This window comes from Sulfurimonas sp. NW9 (genome assembly GCF_051132275.1).
GTDB lineage: Bacteria > Campylobacterota > Campylobacteria > Campylobacterales > Sulfurimonadaceae > Sulfurimonas > Sulfurimonas hydrogeniphila.
The window spans coordinates 638,518-659,153 of record NZ_CP093236.1 but is presented as its reverse complement, the minus strand read 5'-3'; the positions used below and the strand labels follow the sequence as shown (position 1 = coordinate 659,153).

At 29.6% G+C, this 20,636-nt stretch carries 19 protein-coding genes; 6 read left to right on the top strand and 13 right to left on the bottom strand.

All coding sequences use genetic code 11. From position 1 onward, the window contains the following. Window positions 1–43: 43 nt before the first annotated feature. Together MLC44_RS03915 and MLC44_RS03910 are read right to left on the bottom strand one after the other, a co-directional pair. Window positions 44–715: a hypothetical protein gene (locus tag MLC44_RS03915; RefSeq protein ID WP_434658567.1), complete on the bottom strand. Its 672-nt coding sequence runs from the start codon at window positions 713–715 to the stop codon at window positions 44–46. A gap of 161 nt (window positions 716–876) precedes the next feature. Further along, entirely contained in the window at window positions 877–1,851 is a 975-nt protein-coding gene (locus MLC44_RS03910; protein WP_434658566.1) for a hypothetical protein, read from the bottom strand. Between the two features lie 429 nt (window positions 1,852–2,280). Here MLC44_RS03910 and MLC44_RS03905 point away from each other — a divergent pair, with 429 nt between their 5' ends. From MLC44_RS03905 to MLC44_RS03895, 3 genes are all read left to right on the top strand, one after another. Beyond that, window positions 2,281–3,528 carry a hypothetical protein gene (locus tag MLC44_RS03905; RefSeq protein ID WP_434658564.1) on the top strand — a complete coding sequence of 416 codons (1,248 nt, stop codon included), beginning with the start codon at window positions 2,281–2,283 and terminating at the stop codon, window positions 3,526–3,528. A gap of 92 nt (window positions 3,529–3,620) precedes the next feature. Further along, a complete protein-coding gene (locus tag MLC44_RS03900; protein ID WP_434658562.1) occupies window positions 3,621–3,929 on the top strand; it encodes a hypothetical protein in 309 nt (102 codons plus the stop codon). A 2-nt stretch (window positions 3,930–3,931) separates the two neighbouring features. Next, entirely contained in the window at window positions 3,932–4,228 is a 297-nt protein-coding gene (locus MLC44_RS03895) for a type II toxin-antitoxin system RelE family toxin (RefSeq protein WP_434658560.1), read from the top strand. Between the two features lie 255 nt (window positions 4,229–4,483). On the opposite strand, the gene dcm is transcribed toward MLC44_RS03895, so the two are convergent. Beyond that, window positions 4,484–6,805: a DNA (cytosine-5-)-methyltransferase gene (gene dcm, locus MLC44_RS03890; protein WP_434658559.1), complete on the bottom strand. Its 2,322-nt coding sequence runs from the start codon at window positions 6,803–6,805 to the stop codon at window positions 4,484–4,486. A 106-nt stretch (window positions 6,806–6,911) separates the two neighbouring features. On the opposite strand from dcm, the gene MLC44_RS03885 reads away from it, so the two are divergent. Then, window positions 6,912–8,381, top strand: a complete 1,470-nt coding sequence (locus MLC44_RS03885) for a hypothetical protein (RefSeq protein WP_434658558.1) — start codon at window positions 6,912–6,914, stop codon at window positions 8,379–8,381. 81 nt (window positions 8,382–8,462) lie between these two features. Next, complete coding sequence (locus MLC44_RS03880; protein WP_434658557.1) at window positions 8,463–8,834, top strand: hypothetical protein; 372 nt, start codon at window positions 8,463–8,465, stop codon at window positions 8,832–8,834. Here MLC44_RS03880 and MLC44_RS03875 read toward each other — a convergent pair. Continuing rightward, window positions 8,831–9,448 (bottom strand): recombinase family protein, encoded by a 618-nt coding sequence (locus MLC44_RS03875; protein WP_418640617.1) that lies wholly within the window; start codon window positions 9,446–9,448, stop codon window positions 8,831–8,833. The two genes, MLC44_RS03880 and MLC44_RS03875, sit on opposite strands and share 4 nt — an antisense overlap. Window positions 9,449–9,674: 226 nt before the next feature. Between MLC44_RS03875 and MLC44_RS03870 the strand changes: the two genes are divergently transcribed. Then, entirely contained in the window at window positions 9,675–10,787 is a 1,113-nt protein-coding gene (locus tag MLC44_RS03870) for a HEAT repeat domain-containing protein (protein ID WP_434658555.1), read from the top strand. A gap of 184 nt (window positions 10,788–10,971) precedes the next feature. On the opposite strand, the gene MLC44_RS03865 is transcribed toward MLC44_RS03870, so the two are convergent. The 9 genes from MLC44_RS03865 to MLC44_RS03825 form a co-directional block, all read right to left on the bottom strand. Continuing rightward, the gene (locus MLC44_RS03865) at window positions 10,972–11,115 is read right to left on the bottom strand and encodes a hypothetical protein (protein ID WP_434658554.1); all 144 of its coding nucleotides are present in this window, start codon (window positions 11,113–11,115) and stop codon (window positions 10,972–10,974) included. A 77-nt stretch (window positions 11,116–11,192) separates the two neighbouring features. Beyond that, entirely contained in the window at window positions 11,193–11,627 is a 435-nt protein-coding gene (locus MLC44_RS03860; RefSeq protein ID WP_434658553.1) for a hypothetical protein, read from the bottom strand. Between the two features lie 143 nt (window positions 11,628–11,770). Then, a complete protein-coding gene (locus MLC44_RS03855) occupies window positions 11,771–11,962 on the bottom strand; it encodes a hypothetical protein (protein WP_346389506.1) in 192 nt (63 codons plus the stop codon). After that, window positions 11,959–12,258, bottom strand: a complete 300-nt coding sequence (locus MLC44_RS03850; RefSeq protein WP_434658552.1) for a DUF2958 domain-containing protein — start codon at window positions 12,256–12,258, stop codon at window positions 11,959–11,961. The genes MLC44_RS03855 and MLC44_RS03850 overlap by 4 nt, the downstream gene beginning before the upstream one ends. A 13-nt stretch (window positions 12,259–12,271) precedes the next feature. Continuing rightward, complete coding sequence (locus MLC44_RS03845; RefSeq protein WP_434658550.1) at window positions 12,272–12,547, bottom strand: hypothetical protein; 276 nt, start codon at window positions 12,545–12,547, stop codon at window positions 12,272–12,274. Beyond that, complete coding sequence (locus tag MLC44_RS03840) at window positions 12,540–14,177, bottom strand: hypothetical protein (protein ID WP_434658549.1); 1,638 nt, start codon at window positions 14,175–14,177, stop codon at window positions 12,540–12,542. The genes MLC44_RS03845 and MLC44_RS03840 overlap by 8 nt, the downstream gene beginning before the upstream one ends. 1,210 nt (window positions 14,178–15,387) lie before the next feature. Continuing rightward, complete coding sequence (locus MLC44_RS03835) at window positions 15,388–15,786, bottom strand: hypothetical protein (protein WP_434658548.1); 399 nt, start codon at window positions 15,784–15,786, stop codon at window positions 15,388–15,390. Window positions 15,787–16,973: 1,187 nt separating this feature from the next. Beyond that, window positions 16,974–17,450 (bottom strand): hypothetical protein, encoded by a 477-nt coding sequence (locus MLC44_RS03830; RefSeq protein ID WP_434658547.1) that lies wholly within the window; start codon window positions 17,448–17,450, stop codon window positions 16,974–16,976. Window positions 17,451–17,585: 135 nt separating this feature from the next. Continuing rightward, a complete protein-coding gene (locus tag MLC44_RS03825) occupies window positions 17,586–20,630 on the bottom strand; it encodes a leucine-rich repeat domain-containing protein (RefSeq protein WP_434658546.1) in 3,045 nt (1,014 codons plus the stop codon). Window positions 20,631–20,636 lie beyond the last annotated feature (6 nt).

Below are 20,636 nucleotides of genomic sequence, written 5' to 3'. Positions count from 1 at the left end.
TGCCCTCCTTCTTTAAATTTTTTCTTTTCCGTTGTTTAGTTTTTTATGCATTTTCGATCGTGTTAATTATGTTGCTTGATAGTGCAAATTCATACAGTTCTTCTTCTTTCCAATCTTCCAAACAAAAATTTATATCTTTTAAATACTTTACGACATCTTCAATATGATCAAATCCATATTTATAAGGGATTTCTTCACCTTTACTATCAAACATTTCTGTATTGATTTGTGTTAAGTCTCCATTAATTCCATAACTATACCCTCCGTCTTCATAATTACTAAAAGTAATGAAAATAAATTTCTCTATATTTGAATCATATGCAACCTTTATAGAGCTATAAATTGAAGACTCTATTTCATATGCTTCTAATTCTTCAAACCATAATTGTTTTCTTTTTAATTTTTGGTCTATGCTGTAATCTGACTTTATAAGATCCTTAAAATCATTATAAGCTTTCAAGGCTTCCTTATATAATGTAGTTATTTTGATATCATAATCCTTATTACCTCTACCGTTATCAATCACAACATATACAGAGGCTCTTTTATTGTTTATATTTGTAATAGCACAAAGAGAAGCTCCATACAGTTCATCATCGTAAGCAAAATATTTTTTTTCACTTACTTTAAAAAACTTTTCTTCAAATTCAAATGAAGAATATTTATTTTTAATGCCTAAATAAGCTAACGTATTTAATTTTTCTTTACTATACATATCTATTTCCTTATATGAATTATTTCAAAATCTACTCCAAAAAAAGTAGATAGTTTTTCTTGAATGCTTTAACAACTTATTTGTTCAAGCTAAATCTCAACCACTGAATAACTATACAAACATTCTACGACTTATAAATCGTATATATTTCAATATTAAGATTATTCTAAATTTAAATCTAATTTAATTTGAGCTAAGTACTTTGCAATAGTTTTATGAGACATCCTCTTATCCAACACTTTTGATACTTGTACGATATGTCTGATAGAAAAATTAGGATTTGGTTCTCTCTCCACTATATGTTCAAGCACCTCTTTAAGTTTATTTTGTGCAGTTACAGATCTTTTTATATTAGCTTGTCCAGTCAGTTTTTTCCTTTCTTTTAATGGCATTGCTCTCTTTGTGACACCTGACTTATGACCACCATAAGCTTTCTTTTGTTTTATTATTTTTTCAAACATTGGAGAATCTTTATATGTATTTAGCATCTCCTGAAATACTCCAATCTCAAAAATATTTCCACTTAAATAGAAAATACCATCTAAAAAATTACTATATCTTTTTGTTTCATTGTACTTATCAACAGTTACATCCCAGTTTGCTTCCAAGCTATGAGTTAATGCTGTCCTGACATCTTTGAAGTAGTTATACTTTTTTAAACGTTTTATTTGTAATGTTGTTGGAGCATTTGGGAAAAAATAGCCTACAAGAACTTTATAATACTCTTCTATTGCTATGAGTGTAGGTTCTAAGCCTATCTCTGACTCAATATACTCTCTTGTATATCTTATGTTTTCATTTTCTGATAGATTGGTTTGTAAGTCAAACTCTAAAATTATCCAGCTTACTCTCTCTTTTGAGTTGAACTGAAAACTTGAAGCATCTACTCTGTAATTAGGTGTGCCTGCTTTTAAGAGAACTGCTAAGTACTCTTTTTGCATATCTGCACTGTTTTTAATTGATTCATCTATATGATTGAGTGTAAAAATATTTTTTACATTTTTGCTGTTAAAAACCTCTTTACCCATTTGAGATATATTAATAATTGAGTTATAAAAGTCTGTCACCCTTCTTTTGCTCATTTTCAAATTATTTATCTGCTGTTTAAGCGATATTTTTTCTTCTGTTGTATTCATACTATCCTCGTTAATCTAAATATATAGATTAGTTTTAAGGAAAACTTTTTGATTTTCATTTACTTTTGGTATTTGATGGAGATTTTTGACTTAAATCTTGTTGTATTTTTTAAGGATGACTTTTGATAGATGCAGTTATTATAGGGATATCTATATAAAATCTATCAAAATACATTTATGTATTTTTATCAAATATAATAATAACATTCATCTATCAAAAGTCATCCCTTGTAAAAGTAGATCTAATGAATAAAAAATAATAGATGAAAGAAATTTTATTTTCCATGTGTTCCACACATTGTTTACAATATGGTTTGCTTACTTCTTTTTTGTTCAAACTATCTTCTATATTTATCTTCATTTTTTGTATTTTTCATTTTATTTACATTTGTTGCTTAAAACTATAAAGGAACAAAGGATAATAAATATATGGAAAAGATAAGTTTATGTAAAAATGAAGAGAGTATATACTCAAAGGATTGGTTTACAAAAAGTATTGATAGTCAAGAAAAGTTGATTGAAATGGTAAAAAACTATGCATACTCAAATGCCTGTTTTAAAGATAATAGACGTTCACAAAAAAATATTCTTGGCTACCATCACCTGCTTATACTTGATATTGATAATGATGAAACTGATTTTACAATAGAAGATTGTCAAAAAGTATTAAACAGAAAAGGAATAAAGGCACTCATAGTTCCAAGTAAAAGTCATTTAAAAAATAAAAATGGATCAATCAAAGAGAGATACAGAGTGTTTTGCTATTTGGATCAGGTAATCCCAGCAGATATATCAAAAGAGATATATAAAGAGATGATGGCTCTGATTGTAAAAGATCTTGATATGAATGCATACATTGATACAAAGGCTCTCTTTGATCGGGCAAGATTTTACTACCCAACTCATAATTTAAAGGAAAAATATATCACCAGTATTTCAGGATCACTTGTTCCACTTGACAAATATCTTGATCAGGCAAAGAACAATATTCAAAACAATACACCAATAGTAAAAAAGAATAAAAAAACAAAAAAGAGCCACTCAGTGGATGCAAGTCTCAATCAAGAAAGTACTTATATAGCACCTTCTGTAAACTATACCATTGATAAAGGAATATATTCTTATGATATTGTTGCAATCTCCAAAGAATTGGACTATGAATCACTGATTTATGATTTGGAAGGTGTCTGCTTTACTGAATATGGCAATAAAGGTACTAAAATAAAAACAGATTTGAGCAATACTTATCAACATTTCAGTGAATCCGGAGTTATCTATGATTTCAAAAAGGATGTCAGTTATCATTTTGTCAGTTACATTCAGGAGATAAAAGGTTGCTCTCACACTGAGATACTTGAACTTCTAAAAGATTATGTTGATATTGAACAGTTTAAAAGTGTCTCTTCAAGGTGGCAGAATGCTTTACTTGAAGCATTAAAAGTTGCAAAAAACAGAGAAGAATTTTTACATGAGCTTATAAAAAATGTAAATTTTTCCTGTATTAACATTCACAGAGATAAAGAGGACTTAATCTATGTTGCCGGTAAGAAGTATCATATTTCAGATTTTTCACTGCAAAATTATAAAAGCAAGCAGGATATTGTCAAACAATTTCAACGAAACAGATCAAAAAATAAAAAAGAAGTAAGCAAACCATATTCTATACAACAGCGGTAGCCCTTTGTTATCTCTATTGTATTTTACAATAACACTAAAATAGAGTATAATATTAACAATGAAATTAGCTACTAAATACACAGGATAATAAAATGGTTAAATATGCACAAAATGAACTATTCTCCATTACAGACTTTACAAAACAGATAGGCAGTGCAGTTAGCAGCATTAAAGAACATTCTCTTGAAAAGATAGGAATCCTTAAAAACAACAAGCTTGAAGCTGTTGTTATCTCAACAGATGAATATGAAAGGCTCAAAGCTCTTGAAGAAGCAATGGAACTTGCCGAGCAGAGTGAAATCTATAATATGATTGAGCAAAGAAAAGAGACACCTCTCTCAGAGTATATATCTGAAGATGAAATGGCTGCCAAATTTGGTATCAGCAAAAGTCAGCTATAAAGATGTACAAGATTATCTACCACCCTCTTGTCGAAGAGGATCTCAAAAAACTCAATAACTCCATTCGTCTTGAAGTCTTTAAAAAATTAGAGAAGATAAAAGTCTCACCAGAACTTGGCCAACTTCTTGGCAACAAGAACAATATGAATCTCTCAGGTTTGAGGAAAGTCTATGTTGCCAAAAAGCAGGTTCGTATAGTTTATGAAATTGTTGATGATATTTTAGTTGTCAAGGTTATAGCTATTGGCAAAAGAGAGGGAATGAAAGTATACACTGAAGCTCAAAAAAGAAGAGAATAATATATAAATATGTGCCTATAACAAGGCACATAGTAAATATTTTATAACTTTTAAAATCCATTGAAATTTATCTGAAGATATACCAGATTTAGTTGGTATCTCTTTAGACATAAATTTCAATCACTAAAATTTTAAAAAGTTGTCGAATGGTATCAGGTACCAAGTCCCTACTATAAAAATATTTACCTTTACGGAGGCTTAAATCTCCTTTTTATGCTTGATAAAATAATAAGTACATTTGTTCTATAAAGCATACTATGCAACCAATGGAGTTTCAAACTGCTCACCAGAGGAGCTTTTATTACTTCTTTTTGGAAGTTTTGTCATGCAAACTTCAACAGCCTTGGTTCTATCTTTTAAAACACCATTGGCATATGTTCTGATATTTTTACTATATCTATAGGAGTATCTTGTTGCAAAATTTTCAATTAATGGATTATGATTGTTGTAATAGATAAAGTCTGCCTGTATATTTTTCATTTTATTCAGCAGCTCTTTATGGTTAAAGTCTATTCCATAGGTAAAAGAGGAGCTGTTATTTGATGCTTTTTCAGAATATTCAATATAGGGAGGATCTATAAGTAGTAAAGCATCTGAACTGTTTTTATATTTTTTCAATAGTGTTTGATACTGTACAGACTTAAATGTAATCTTTGTGCTTGTTAGTATCTTATGATAAAGAGCTACTTTGTTAATCAGTAGTTCTATATTGATAATTTTATAGGATGTCTCAAAAAAACAGGTTTTTGTTTTCATATCATAATCCAGCATGGCTCCGGTAGACTTGTGAATCAAAAAAAGGAATAAAGCTGCTCTTCTAGGTGACATTTTCTTTTGTATTTCAAGTTCTTTGAACTCTTTTTCTATACTTACATGTAATGCACGAGCCTCTGTTCTGCTTACAGGTGCAAATTTTCCATATTTTTTATAGTAGTCAAGAGGGATTGAAGCTAAATGACGTTGTACTTGTTTTGGTTTCCTCTGTATTTGTCTGTAAACATTGATAATGGACTTGTTGATATCATTGATTACAACTTCTTCAATACTGTTTTGCAGTAAAACAGGCAACACATTGTATGTAGCACCCATACCCCCTGCAAATACATCTATAAATTTTGTATATTTTTTCTCTTTGAATGCATTGATAGCTAATTGCTGCATATCTGTCTTATTTACACCTTGCTTGCCACCGGCATAAGGAAAAAGAACACATTTTTTTGTATTACTATTGTCAGAAAAACTATCATAGTTCACAATATCAAGATCTCTTTTTTTGAGAAATGTATGCAATTCTCTTTGATTCATTCTCTCCAGGGAATCAAACAGATCTTTGTTCTTTGAGTAGTTAAGAAGTGCCTGGTTAACATACATATTTTGTGAAACAAAAGGTTTATGAATACTTTTTACAATAATTTTGGAAGTTCTTTCTACTACCTGCTTACGTCTTTTCCTAATTCCTGTTGTCATCAGATTAATTGAGGTATTGCCAGTACTTTTTAAAGCTTGTAGAAGACTTTTAGTTTTTTGCTCTGTTTTTCTTGATGAACTTTTGGGAGATGTCGGCTTTATGTGCAAAAGCAGATTTTCGATTATTGCTTCAAGTACAGAAATTGTAATAGAGTTACCAATTTGTTTTTTCTTCTGAGCATTTGAGACAGGAAATACAAAATCAGATGGAAATCCCTGGATTGCTGCCATCTCTTCGAGTGTCAGATATCGGAACAGTTTGTTTTTTGTATCATAGAACTTTGTCTTTGCAGATGAAGCAACTATACAAGGAGCTATTCCATTAGTAGAGCATATACGCTTATCTGCAGAGTATTTAATATGAGGTAGTTCCCAGAGTTTTATTATGTCAGTATCTCTTTTAGTGGGAAATGGAACTTTTTTTGAAGCATCAAAAGTATGAGCTGAATAATCTACACCAGTTTTTATGTAAGAATTAACGGATTTAATAGTCTCATTAATTTCTGGAAAATCATATCCGTGCTTTATATCCTTTCTAATGCCTATAAGAAAAAGACGTTCTCTATTTTGAGCAGAACCAAAATACTTTGAGTTTAATACTTTGTGATAGATTTTGTAATCAAGTTCTTCAAATGCAGCCTTAATCACTTCAAAAGTATTACCCTTATCATGATTGATTATGCCTTTGACATTTTCAAAGATAATATATTTAGGCTTGGTCTCTTTAACAACTTTTAAGGCATCAAATGTTAATGTGCCTCTTGTATCATCAAAACCCGCTCTTTTGCCCTGCATACTGAATGATTGGCATGGTAATGAGAGCACCAGCAAATCAACATAAGGCATTTTTGTAGAATCTAACTGCGTTAAATCCTTATAAGTGTGTTCAACAGTATGATTTGCCTCAAAAGTCTTGCGAGCAAATTTGTCTATCTCTACCATATATTTATTTATATGTGTAATACCTATATTTTTTAATGCCTGTTCAAATGCACCAATACCACTGCATATAGAGCCACAAGTGAGTATATTAGACTCATTAAGACTATTCTTGTATGAAGATAATCCTTTTATTGGATTTGGGTTAGTTTTTTTGATAAGATTTTTCATCTGATCTCCTTTTGTTATTGATAAAAAGGGTTATGACATTCATATACGACTCATAAGTCGTATATGAAAAAATAGACTAGGAAATAATTTAAAAAAGAAGCTCTATATGAAGAAAAAAAAGTTTGATAAATTAGCAAAGAAAAATATTGAACAGAATCTGGAACTATGTGGAAGTGATGAAGTCTATTATCAGGAGTTAGAAAGGATATGTACAGAATATTCTGAGGCTGATGAACAAAAAATTGAACAATATGTACAAACACTAATAAAAGAATCTGATGAAAATAAAGCACCATATAGAGCAGGTATTCAAAATGTAAATTTTGCAATAGTTGCTGTATTAGATAGGCTTATTAACGAAACTAACTACCCAATTAAAACAACAGATATCTATAAAATCAATACAGAGGAAATACATAAAATTGTTGAGACTCACATACAGCTACTTCAAACAATAAATGCTAAAAAAAGGAAAAATCTACAAGAAGAACTGCAAGCTTTACAAAGAGAAGATCCTCTAAAACACAAAGAAAAAATAAACTCATTGTCTAAGCATATTGAAAGGCTAAAAGACAGTAAAAAAAAGATAAAAATTTCAGTTTTTGCAAATGATGATTCAACATACAAACCAAAAAGGGATGCTATAGAAAAAGCATTGAAATTTTTATCTGTATACAACGTTATCACATATGTTTCTCCTAATGCTTATAAACTAAATATGCAACATTGGTTCAACTACCAGAGATTTTCACTTAATAATACATATCTTTTGGTAGATCTCTTACCGCTGCTTGCTGCCTTTTTAAAATATAATGCACCTAATCGAGTTGACAATTTTTTAAGCCATATAGACAAGATAGTAGGTTTCACCCTGCAAGCTCCTAAAAATCATGCTGCTTTTGCCAATATAGAAAACTATATTATTAGAATACTTAGCGATGATACCTCCACTCTGAGTTTTAAACTTAATAAAACGAACAGTTCACTTAATAACAAGGTAGAATTTGAAAATGTTGACACCTTACAAATTCTATTTGAACAAGATAGAAAAAAGTATCTAAAATTTGAAGAGCATAACAAAAAATATCAAGTACGAATTGAAGATATTTTATATTTAAAAGTTCCAGATAAGACAGAAACTTCGGTATATTGGAAAGATACAAAGTGTTTCGTGATATTTAATGATATGTATGAACATAATCATAAGATATATCAAGACAGGAAAAAAGAGAAAATAAATGAAGGAAGTACTCATTACTACAAAGAAGATATTGAGGTTATTTTTGAAGCCAATACAAACATGAAAGATTTGTTTGATTTACATGTTTTAAAAAATACAGTGATGTATATAGAAGAAGCAGAAAAAGAGAGCTTTACAGCTGAAATCAAAGACAAAATTGATCTATCTAAAGATATAGACTTTCGAAATAAAATTTATATTACTGGAAAAGGATGTAAAGATGATATCTTAAGCTATGCTCAACGAAGTGGAACAGATATCAAGTTGTTATATCCCAAATATTTGGTTGCAGAGTTAAAAAAAATAATAAGAGAATGTGAATTGATGTATGAATGAGAATAAAATTGTAATGCTTTTACACAGATGAAGAAATTGTTGGCTGTTGTTCCTTAAAATAGAGTCTAAAAAGGAACATTTATGAAAACAATTATTAAAAGCGAATTTATACATGACAATATGTATGACAAAGCATATGTAGCAAAACTTTCTATAGAAAAAAGTACAGGTAAACTCTCAAGAGTTTTTATACACAAAAAGAATATCCAAAGTAAACCGTACAGTTTTTATTTTCAATGGGCCTTAACACAAGGTGGAATCTATGAAAAAAAAGAACAACATCATTATCAAGGTCAAATAACAAGTTATTTTGCTGTTAATTATAATGGTGACATTATTAAACTGCGCAATAGAAAAATTGCACAGATTCTTTTAAAAAAAGGGATTAGAAGTTGGGGAAGAAAATCCTCACTAAGAATACAAATGTATAATTTGATGGCTAGAAAATCTTAAGATGCCATATCTAAAACTTTTATACCATAATCTCTAAGTTCACCCGTAGGTCCAACATATCGATATAGTGTTGGCCTGGTAATTCCAAGTTCTTTGCAAAGTTCAGAAACTGAAGTATCTCTATTTTTCATAGCCACCTGAGCAAGTCTCACTTGTGACTTGGTAAGTTGAAATTTTCGACCACCTGTACGACCACGGGCACGGGCAGATTTGATTCCTGCAACAGTGCGTTCACGGATAATTGATCTTTCATACTCTGCCAAAGCTCCAAAAATTGAAAAAATCATTTTTCCTGCAGGATTAGTAGTATCAATATTTACACCTGTACCTGATATGACCTTAAAGCCAATTCCTCTTGAAGTCAGATTATCGATTGTTTCGATTAAATGTTTTAAATTTCTACCAAGGCGATCAAGCTTCCATACAACCAGTACATCATCTTTGCGTAATGCTTTTAAACATGCTTCAAGCCCAGGTCTCTCATTTTTTGATCCTGAGATTTTATCAGTATAGATATTTTCTTTGTTAACTCCGGATTCAACTAAAGCATCAATCTGTAAATCCAAGACCTGACTTCCATCTGATTTTGAAACTCTTGCATAACCTATCAACATTAAAATCCTTTAAAATCAAGGTGTAAATTAAACCTTCGTTTGTGAAACACATCTCCCAGAGATCGTATTACAGGCCTTTTTTGTCAATTAACCCGTTTCACAATCTAAGTTTAGCGAACCCCTATTAGATCTAGATTAATTTACACATTTTTCATCAAATTTAACAGATATAAATATTTTAGAAAAACTATTGCTTAAAATAGATTTAAAACAACAAGGATGAAAAATGAGAAAAGAACAGACAGAAATAGAAAATGAAACAATAGAGTTGATAGTATCAGATATGAATAAACTTTCCAGTCACCAAAAATTCAGTATTGCACAGGTATTTGACGGTAAAAGCGAAATACTTTTACAAACACTTATAGATGATAATTGTACACTCAATATTCCTAATGCTAATGGAAAATTACAACAAGTCAGTATTTTGGCAGTGCTGCTGGAGAACAAAAGTATCGTCGGTATTTTAAGAGACAAACTGATTCAAGCCTGTGAACATAGTCAGGATGAAGAGGTAAAAATCAGATTGGCAAAAGACCCAAAGACACCTCTCTCTATTCAAGAAAAATTAGCACTCGATCCAAATGGTGATATACGTGTTGAGTTGGTTTGGAGAGACAAACCGGAAGCATCTATTTTAAAAAATCTTGCACAAGATGAAAACTGGGCAGTCAGAAGAGAAGTAGCCAAATCAAAATATGCAACACCTGAAATCTTAGAACTTTTTATCAACGAAAAAGATGATGATGTTGTTTTGGAAGTTTTGCAAAATCCCAACTCAACAACTGATATAATCAACAAGTTTGCAGAAAAGTTTATTGAGCAGGATGGTTGGATTGGAGAGGATGGAGATAAATTTGATACAGTTTGGAATCATAAATTTCTTACTTTAGCCGTTGAGAAAATACTTGATAGTGATGAATTTATAAGCGACCATCCACTTTTACACTATATTGCTGATCATGATGAAGAGATGTACAGAGTTATATTGGCAAAAAGAGAAGATGTTCCTGTACCAATTTACAATAAACTTTACAGGGAAAGTGATGAAATAATATTTCCCTATTTGGCATTATCAAATTTATCCAATGAAGAGATGCTTCTTACAATGGCAGACAGTAAGAGTGCTCAACCTATGCTTCTTATGAGTCTTACTGACAGTTGGTATGATAAAGTAAAACTCCATGTCATAAAACATCCAAATACACCGGAAATAGCCCTGAAAAAGCTCTCTTTCGATAAATCAAAAGAGGTGAGGAAATCTTCAAAAAATGCCCTTTCTGAACGGAAACAGCAAGCAAAAGCTCAAAATAATAACACTGATATTGAAAGTAGATAAAAGCCAATCTAAGCACTAACTTCAAACTGCTCTATAAGATTATTTACTCTATTTTTACCTAGATACGGATAGTTTTTTAGAGCAGTCAAAGAGTGATAGTGTTAAAAATTCCGTGTCAACAGAACCTGTAAAATAAAACTTTTTGTGCCACAAGTTCTACTTTTATATTCTCAGAAAGCATCTATCACTCTATCAACCTTGCAACACTGCCGGAACACTTTTCACATTTACCAGTTAGAATCAACTCCTCTCCATCCATCTTTGCTTCAAACAATAGCTTTGCAGTGAGAGCAATATACATTTGAGAGTATTTTAGGTTTAACTTCATCAGGTATTTCATTGAATTTTTGCATCGCTTTTTTATCGAACTTTATCATGTAACATCCTAAGTATTTAATCTGTTGTTTATACCATATCTTCTATGTAATTTTCAATTTTCTCATTCCAGTATCGAACATAAGATTCATATTGTTCTTTGTTTAAAAGATAGTTTGCTAACTGCTCACCTGAAATCTGATAAGAGTTTATATATGTTCGTCCATCATCAAGTGCTTTTTTCATACGATGATTGCCATCAATTATCTCATACCTATTGATTCTCATCTCTGCTTGAATAACTGGTGTACTTAAATCTACTGACTTTAAATGTTTTTTATTGATTACACTAAAATCAGCTGAATGCTCTTCAAACCACTGTTTTAGATAAATTCTTTTCTGTTGAGCAATGAGTTTTTTAGATGAAATATCACTAATAATAGCAGAAATATTGAACTGTAAGAAACCTCCATAAACTTCTTCTGCTGGAATTGGTGAAGGTTCAAAATTTTTATTGAGTTTCAAGATTCTACTTTTTACCACCATTAAACTTTCAACATCTTTTTACGAAGTTGATGAAGAAATACTTTGAGCCTAATATAGTAGATATCTAAAAATTTCAAACTCTTCTCCTGATAGTAATTATGCATAATTATACTCCGTAAAGATTAAATACCTGATTTTATTTTACGAACAATAAAAGCCTTAACTTCAAAAATTTCAGCTATTGTAGTTATTGGTCCACTGGAATTATATATGTTCATATAGAGTGTTTCAGCATTGAGACCAAAAGGATCTTCCTTAACTGTTTTTTCAAGCTCTTTCTTTAAAGCATCATCCAAATCTTCAAACTTTTTCATATCTTCAAGTCCCCAAATTTAGTTGGTGTAAAATATAAATCTCTTTCAACATGCAGCCCCATATGTCCTCTGACCTGTTCAAGTTCATCTAAACTCACATATCCAAGTTCCTGATCCAAACCATCAACAAGAGCAAAAAAACTATTACTCTCTTGATCATACTCTAAAATGTACCAAGTCCAGTTTGCATCAGCTAAAAAAAACTTGGCATATACCATTTTCTCTTCTAATTCAACATCCTCACTACTGTAAAAAGGTGGAATAATTTCTCTTAGTTTATCTGTTAATAACTGCATATTTATTCTCCGTTTAGATTAAGTCCATATCTGTTATCTCATTTGAGACTGACTCTTGTGAAAGTTTTATGTTGGTGTATAAAGCTTTAAATTTGGCAAAGCTGAAATATCTACTGCTTCTTTCACCATCAATTCCCAGCACTTTTAAAATTCTACGATGCACATTCTCCAAATCATTTGCATCTATCAAGTGAGCATTTCTTCTAACTGCTGCTTCTATTTTTTGATTATTAAAAATATATATCGGTGTACAGGCTTCATCAAGTCTCCTGTCAATACTGTCATTCATTTTGCACATCCAAAAATTCACTGATCTCTCGTTCTCTTTTTTCTATGTAACTCATAAGTGAAGGTCTTGAAGTAACATTTTGTTTTCTGAGTTTTACAGAGTAGTTCTTAATTATTGTATCTATCATCTGTTTTGCATTCAGCTCTATATCTGCATCTCTTAGTTTCATAACAGTTATATCTCCCTCTTTTGATTTAAGTTCAATAAGATTTTGCTGATAGAGATAGGGATTAAAGTGCACTATCTTGTGTTGATCTTCTTTTGGAATACCAAGGTAATCGTAAAGTTTATTGATTTTGCAGTATTTTAAAACCGCTTCAAATACTGCATCATGATCAAGGAAGAATGGTTTTGCAATATATTTTCTATCACTCTTTTTATGATAGTACTCAAATGTTTCCAGGTTGGATGTCTCAAAATCCTGGAAGTCCAGAGAATTTGCAAACACATATGCAGAAGAGAGATTTTGAATAAGGGCATAAAACTGATCTGAACCAAGTTTGTTAATCATTAATTGATGGTTTTGAAAAGCCAGAAAAAGTTCAACTTTGGACTCACGCAGTACATCTGAATGCAGCGATCCAAAATCTTTATTTAAAACCCTCTGCGCTTCATCTATAAATATACTGACACCTCTAATCTCTTTTTGCTGAACTCTTTTTGAGAGTTCCTGAAGTATTGAAGAAGTCAATGTGGCAAGAGCAATATCCGGAAATTCTTGAGCATTGAGTATGACCACTTTACCTTGACTCAGACTATTTGCAATTTCAATACCGTTATAATCATTTATACTTTTATTGTTGGCAACAGATGCAAACGTTGTACTCATTGACAAAAGAATTGTCTGAATTGTTGTTGTCTGATTGGAAGCATTTTTGGAGTCTGTAAATATCTGCAAAGATTTCTTCTGCTCGTTCAGAATATTTTTAAAAGCTATGTTTTTTGAGACCACTCCAAGATAACTCTCTTGTATACTCAAAGAGTCAACTTTCATAACAAGTTCGTGAATATTAGCTTCTATTATCGTACTAAAACGTTCATAAATTTTTTTTGTATTGCTTATAAAACGAACAATATTTTCATGAGAAGAGAGAACTTCTGCAATATCTGCAAAAGTCACCCTTGCAGGAAGTCTAAATCTTGCAACTGCACTGTACAAGTTCCCCTGAATATTATAATCTTCAGTTGCACTGATAACATCAATATATGCTTTTATAATCTTCCATACAGAAATAACAAGATTCGAAGCTGTGGTTGACCAGTAAGCATCTTTTTCATTCAGATTCATAATTCCTGTAACAAAATTGCCAAGCTCTTTTTCATTAAAATATTGAATGAGATTGCAACTCTTACCCCATGGAATACCAAGTTCAATAATATCCTCTAATCTATTATGCTTTTCTGCTAAATATTTAACACTTGCATGCTCTTTGCCTTTATAGTCAAAGATTAAAACTCCATGACCTTTTGATAGTCTATCATCAAGATTTGGATAGATAAAAGAGGATGTTTTTCCACAGCCTGTTTGACCGACACAATAAGAATGTCTAAATGTATCATCAACAATCAGTGTGTCATTTTCTCTTTGTTTAGTGGATGTTTTGTTCTGTAAAAAGCCCATTGTTGCCATGAAAATACCTTTGAATAAAGTTACTGTGACAACAAAAACATTGTTTTATCACAGAATTTTTTGAAGTCTTGTAAGAGAAAACACCGCCTTATTTTATATGAAGATTGTAGAAAAAAGACTGCTCTTAGTGAAGATAAACTGTTGCTTTTTTTGGATGCAATATTGTAGCGGAAGCATCCTCTACAGGGGCTTAGATCATCTTTTTTTTCAAAAGAATTTTATGGTTTAAAGAGCAAAAACATCTTTGGATTTTAGATGTAAAATGTTCCAATTTGTGTAAAAATCACCATAAAAAAAGATGAAGAGTCTCAGAAAAAATCTTATCCTTTTTTACATTTTTCAAGCATTTTTTGAGTTGCTTATTCCGGTAAAAAACAAGAGAGATTTTCTGATTCTCAACTTAAAAAATGATGTAAAAAACAGAGAACAGGAGTCATTTTTTGAATGAAAAACAGTCAATAATGGCTCATTTTTTGATGCAAATAAACTGCTAAAGAACTCATTTTTCATCTAAAAGTTCCTATATTTTTTGCTCAATAAACTCAAACAACAGTAAAAAAAATAGAGATAAATTACAATAGAAAAAAGTAAAAAAAGAAGTAAGCAAACCCTATTTTACAGAGTTTCGGAGAAAGAAGTACAAAATATTCTCTTTTTAAGTTGCAAAAAAACCATCTCATTTCATCTAAAAAAACAATTGTTTTACACTCAAATAAGATCAAAAAATGAATCCTGTTTACAGATGATTTTTGGATGAAAGTTCAAAATTTTTTTTGATGTAATGTTAGATCTTTTTTTGATACAGATTACAGATGAAAACTGATGCTTATTTAGTCCTTTTTACTCTAAAAAATGATCTTGAGTCCAGATATAAAAATGGAGTTATTTAAAAAGTTGAAAATTTCCTATAGATAATATAGTAATATATGACTATTTTTAGAGTTCCTGTTTTTAAGATGAGAGCTTTTAAACAAAAAAAATGTTTGACAACCTTTATTATGAAGCAAAAGCATCTGTACATTTACTAATATTTTTTACAGAGAGTACAAATAACACTTTCAATATTTTCCGTCTTTAAGAGAGAAGAAAATATAACACTCTTTTGAAACTATTGAAGATATTTAAAAAGATGTCGATGAAAGTTTTAATATAGGTGTGGGAGATGAAAAAACATAAAACACATCGACTGTGCTTTATGTATATGCTTGGACTAAGACTCTAAAAAATCTAACAGATCTGCCCGAATATTTTTTTTAGAAAGCAAACTGATCTCTTTTGAGATTTTTGCCGTCAGTTTTTTAAAAGGTAGAAGTGCACCTGTTTTATCAAGAGGGTTGATTTCATTTATAAAACACTCTCCCTTAATTGCATACTCCAATTTTTTTCTTGTAGCACTGTCAACTTTTGTAAGAGGCTTTTTACCTTCAAGTAAAGCCAGAATCTGATTTCTAACCGGTGAGAAAATTTTTGGGTACTCTTCACCTTCACTCAAAAGCTTTAATAGTTTTTCATCATCTTGATAACCGATAATCTTTACCTCTGCATCGAGAACTTGATCTTTTAGTTCTTTTAGCTGTTTGATTTTTGTTTGTATTTCTTTGTAACTCATGTAAATATCCTTTTTATTTACATGATGATTTTAAGTTAAAATTGATATAATTTATGGATTGAAGAAATAGTCTTTAACAAGAATGCTTAAGCAACAAAATTATACTAAAAAATGACTATCTATAGGCTTTACCTTTCGACTTAAATTTGTGGATTTGATGAAATTTATGTGCGAAAATTGAGTATTCTCTTTTACTATCATCATAATATAAGCTATTTTTGTGGTCTAAAAGCTCCAGTTTACTAATGCTTTAATAAGTCTTTATTAATGTTTCAAGGATAAACGACATAAATTTTTATGCAACAGTTCTTCTGTTAAATTTTATCATAGAAGCTTTTTATAATACTTTTTTATGGTTACTTTTGTTAGTTTTAGAGATTGAAGCTCTTATTACATCTTCATTTAGTGCCAAATGCTTTTCAACAATTTTGCTATCTTTATTAACTGAAAGTGCCATCATCAACTCCTCTGTTATTTAAAACCATAACATAATATTAGTTTCTAGTATTTTGGCTTGTATACTCTTTATCCGACTAATATTTTTTGTAAAATGCATTCTAATAAATGTATAATTTCCTGTATATAAGAAAGAATTTCCTGCATATAAGGGAGAATTGCATTCCAACAACATATAAATAATAAAGGTATTATACTCATTATAAGAATGCTAAAACTTATTGCTTTTTGTGATTTTGATTTATATTTGTACCACATGACTGAACTATATATAAAAACTACTACTACTGGTATTATGCTGATAATTTTAATATAGTTGAAAGATTGATATTTACAAATAAATAAATATAGTTTTACTGCTGTAAACATCATTAACATAAAAAGAGGTAATATTATTATATTAGATGCTGTTCCAATGGCTGTAGGCTGATTATTATCAAATTTTTCTCGTTCAACAGAAAAATTAGAATAAGCAATACAATTAGAGTTGTAAATATAATAAAAAATCCATTAGCTACATAAGAAATATTTATTAGTTTAAGATTATTTACAATACAAGCTTCAAAGTTATTTTCAATAAATGTTAGTAATAGAAAAACTGTCCATAGAAAGGTAATAAACTTTGTATTCAAGTATAGACCTAATCCTATTTTATAAATTTTTGAATTTTCTTTAGGTAATTTATTTTCTATTGAATACAATATGCTCTGTAGAATAGACATTTCTTTTTTCTAGGAAAATCTTGTAGTATTTTGGGTTGCACCGATGCTTCGGTTAAGTTTTTTGGACTCATCTTCAATTTTTGTATAAACTTGTTGGACGATTTTTTGTGTTGTTTCATGATAAGAGATTAAATCATAAGTCTTTTGTGCTACTAATTCCATTGTATGAGCAGCACCTCGATCCAGACTGGAATGATATTGCTGCATTTGTTCGAGAATGACTTCTGTCGCTTTGTTCGAGTTTTCTCCTAGTTGTACAAATACATTTGAAGTTGCATTATATCCTTTTATATACTCTTGCATAAACTCTGTGACATTAATATCAATAATTTTAATGACATCTAACATATCTTCTGATTTTTGATTCATTTCTATTTTATACTCATGTAGTTCTTCTCTTAATGCAACTGTTTCTTTTTGTATTGATTGAATTGATTCAAGCAATACCTTTTGCATAGCAATAATTTCTTCTAATTTTTTTTCCATTATTTTCTTCCTCCAATATTTACTTCCTAAGCATGGACTAAGCTGTAAAATTATCATATTTTACTGTTTTAAAAACAATAAACTCAAAGTAGTGCCCTAGCTTTTAAGAAAAGCCCTATATTCTAGGCTTTTGGCTTAAAAAAAGAGGTAGGGATTAACAAATATTGCTATGATTAATACAATAAATAATATCTTTAATATTGTAATAAATCTACTCCTATTCAGCGCTGATTTTTCTTTTAATTCGTTACATTGTGGAGCTGGAGAAGGTATACACTCCTCTAATTTTGCTAATCTTTTACAAGATTGTGAAGAAAGAGAAATAGGATTGTCCTCTATTCTTAATTTGCGGAGACTATTAGGTAGATTTGTTATGTTCGGTATTTGATTACGACTTAGATATACAATCTCAAGACTTTTAGACAAATTCTGCATGTATTTTATTTGATTATCACTTAAATCTACACTTCTAAGTCTCTTAGGTAAATTCTGTATTTTTTTTATTTGATTATCACTTAAATTTAGACTATTAAGACTATTGGGTAAATTCTCTATTTGTGTTATTTGATTGCCACTTAAATTTAGGCTATTAAGACTATTGGGTAAATTTTCTATTTGTGTTATTTGATTGCTACTTAAATATACATTCCTAAGACTATTGGGTAAATTTTCTATTTGTGCTATTTGATTGCCGCTTAAATTTAGGCTCTCAAGACTATTTGGTAAATTTTCTATTTGTGTTATTTGATTACTACTTAAATATACACTCCTAAGACTATTGGGTAAATTCTCTATTTTTGTTATTTGATTATCACTTAAATATACACTCTCTAGACTATTTGGCAAATTCTCTATTTTTGTTATTTGATTACCGCTTAAATCTACATTCCTAAGACTATTAGGTAAATTCTCTATAATTTTTATTCCGCAATTGTTGAAATTACAAGAATGTAAAGAGTCAGAAGATATATTGAGTATTTTTATCTGTTGATGTTTTAAATTCAATTCTTTTAATTCTAATTTTAATTTCATATAGTCTATTTTTGTACTGACAAAATTAATATTACTAAGCTCAACACAATCTACATCCACAGTCATACTAGTAAATTTGCGTAAGGTACAATTTTGAAGTTTTTTTGCATTTATAAATAAGTTACTAATCTTTGTTTCATCTAAATTGATATCTTCAATGTTTAGACATTTAATATCTATATTTTGAATTTCACATTCTTCTACAATTAAGCTTTGAAGTTTTTCTGCACTCACAAGAAAGTTGTTAATCTTTGTTCTATTTAAATAAATATCATTAATATTTGGAGATTTAATATCTATACTTTGAATGTCACATTCTTTTACAATTAAGCTTTGAAATTGATCTATAGTACTAAAAAGTTTCTTTATTTTTATATTAGTCAAAGATAATTTTTTTATCGCTCCACTAATAGTAATTTCTTTAATATCACTGTTTGTTATAATTATTTCTTCTATATCTTTAGGGATAAACTCAAGATTTTGCAATGAAGCATTTGTGATTGTTATTTTTTTAGTTTTTTTAGAATAAAATGTATTGCAAAAGCATGAATGATTCTCATTCTTTAATTCTCTAAAAATCTCATATAAATCTTCATTAAGAAACTTAATATTAGCATGCTGTAGCAATATTGTTTTTAAAGAGGAGGGAAGATTATCTAAATATGTTAGTTTGATATAACTTAAATCTAACTCTATAAGTTTATTTGGAAAATGTATCTCTGTTAATTGGTTATGACTCAAATTTAAAATTTCAACACTGTTTGGTATATTTTCAATGACTTGAAAACTATTGTGTTCTAAATTCAATTCTCTCAGGTCCTCCGGAAGAGCCGGCACAGTTGATATTTGGTTATGACCTAAATTTAAAATTTCAACACTGTTTGGTATATTTTCAATAGATTGAAAACTATTATGTTCTAAATTTAATTCTCTCAGTTCCTCCGGAAGAGCTGATATTGTTAATAATTGGTTGTAACCCAAATTCAGAGTCTTTATAGTTTTTGGTAAATTTTCAATAGTCTTAAGGGAACAATTATACAAAGTTAATTCATTCAAATTTTCTAATTGTAAGTTAGCCTTAGTTATTTTTTCATCAAGTATTTTACTATTTCTTAACTCGAGTACTCTTAGGTTGATAGATTTAATTTTTATATTTTTAATTTCACAATCACATAAGCTTAAACCAGCTAAATAATCTGCTTTTATATCGATATTTTCAATTTTATTGTTTTCTAAATTTAAATCTTTCAATGTATCAGATATAATCTTTAAGGCTGTTATCTGATTATTTTGAAGATACAGCTCTTTTAACCTGTTTAACGATATATCAACTTCTGTAAGTTGATTATTGTCCATATGTATGATTTCAATATTTTCTGGTAAATTTTCAATGGTTGTAAGTTGATTACTGTCAATGTATATCTTTTTTAAACTACTGGGTAAATTTTCAATGGTTGTAATTTTATTGTTACTAAGGTTTAGTACCTGTAGTTTGCCAGGTAAATTTTCAATAGTTGTGATTTCGTTGTTGCTAAGATCCAGTACCTCCAAGTTGGCAGGTAAATTTTCAATAGTTCTAATTTGGTTATTACTAAGATTAAGTATTTTAAGTTTCTTTGATGTTATTGGAATATCTACTATTTTGTTATGACTTAAGTCCAATTCACTTAAAGTAGTCGGACAATTTCTTATAGTTGTTATTCTGTTGTTGCTGAGATCTATTTTTTCCAATTTATCTGATTCAAGATCAGCTATAACAATCTCATTATGGTTTAATGTCAACTCTTTGAGTTTAGGTGGTAAATTTTCAATAAGAAATATTTTATTATTGCTAAGATCTATATCTCGCAAATTATCAGGTAGGTTCTCAATGGTAACAATTTCATTGTGACTCAAATCCAAACTTCTAATGTTGTCAGGAATATTTTCTATAGAAGTTAATTGTTGATGTGAAAAGTCGGCTACATTCTCTTCCCCAAAACCTACATCCAAATCTAGATCTAAATTTAAGTCTACTGTTCCTGTTTCTTCTGTATCACTACTTTCAGTAGAAAAATCATAAGCACCAACAGAAGAAATTGGTTCTACACTATCAATTTCTTCTGTATCTTTTAAAGTAGTATTATATTTTGATGTCTTAATTTTCATGCAGCC

Bases quoted from the DNA above. Each gene is read 5' to 3' on its own strand.
- MLC44_RS03915 (WP_434658567.1), bottom strand. From the start codon at position 715: ATGTATAGTAAAGAAAAATTAAATACGTTAGCTTATTTAGGCATTAAA.
- MLC44_RS03910 (WP_434658566.1), bottom strand. From the start codon at position 1,851: ATGAATACAACAGAAGAAAAAATATCGCTTAAACAGCAGATAAATAAT.
- MLC44_RS03905 (WP_434658564.1), top strand. From the start codon at position 2,281: ATGGAAAAGATAAGTTTATGTAAAAATGAAGAGAGTATATACTCAAAG.
- MLC44_RS03900 (WP_434658562.1), top strand. From the start codon at position 3,621: ATGGTTAAATATGCACAAAATGAACTATTCTCCATTACAGACTTTACA.
- MLC44_RS03895 (WP_434658560.1), top strand. From the start codon at position 3,932: ATGTACAAGATTATCTACCACCCTCTTGTCGAAGAGGATCTCAAAAAA.
- dcm (WP_434658559.1), bottom strand. From the start codon at position 6,805: ATGAAAAATCTTATCAAAAAAACTAACCCAAATCCAATAAAAGGATTA.
- MLC44_RS03885 (WP_434658558.1), top strand. From the start codon at position 6,912: ATGAAGAAAAAAAAGTTTGATAAATTAGCAAAGAAAAATATTGAACAG.
- MLC44_RS03880 (WP_434658557.1), top strand. From the start codon at position 8,463: ATGAAAACAATTATTAAAAGCGAATTTATACATGACAATATGTATGAC.
- MLC44_RS03875 (WP_418640617.1), bottom strand. From the start codon at position 9,448: ATGTTGATAGGTTATGCAAGAGTTTCAAAATCAGATGGAAGTCAGGTC.
- MLC44_RS03870 (WP_434658555.1), top strand. From the start codon at position 9,675: ATGAGAAAAGAACAGACAGAAATAGAAAATGAAACAATAGAGTTGATA.
- MLC44_RS03865 (WP_434658554.1), bottom strand. From the start codon at position 11,115: ATGAAGTTAAACCTAAAATACTCTCAAATGTATATTGCTCTCACTGCA.
- MLC44_RS03855 (WP_346389506.1), bottom strand. From the start codon at position 11,962: ATGAAAAAGTTTGAAGATTTGGATGATGCTTTAAAGAAAGAGCTTGAA.
- MLC44_RS03850 (WP_434658552.1), bottom strand. From the start codon at position 12,258: ATGCAGTTATTAACAGATAAACTAAGAGAAATTATTCCACCTTTTTAC.
- MLC44_RS03845 (WP_434658550.1), bottom strand. From the start codon at position 12,547: ATGAATGACAGTATTGACAGGAGACTTGATGAAGCCTGTACACCGATA.
- MLC44_RS03840 (WP_434658549.1), bottom strand. From the start codon at position 14,177: ATGGCAACAATGGGCTTTTTACAGAACAAAACATCCACTAAACAAAGA.
- MLC44_RS03835 (WP_434658548.1), bottom strand. From the start codon at position 15,786: ATGAGTTACAAAGAAATACAAACAAAAATCAAACAGCTAAAAGAACTA.
- MLC44_RS03830 (WP_434658547.1), bottom strand. From the start codon at position 17,450: ATGGAAAAAAAATTAGAAGAAATTATTGCTATGCAAAAGGTATTGCTT.
- MLC44_RS03825 (WP_434658546.1), bottom strand. From the start codon at position 20,630: ATGAAAATTAAGACATCAAAATATAATACTACTTTAAAAGATACAGAA.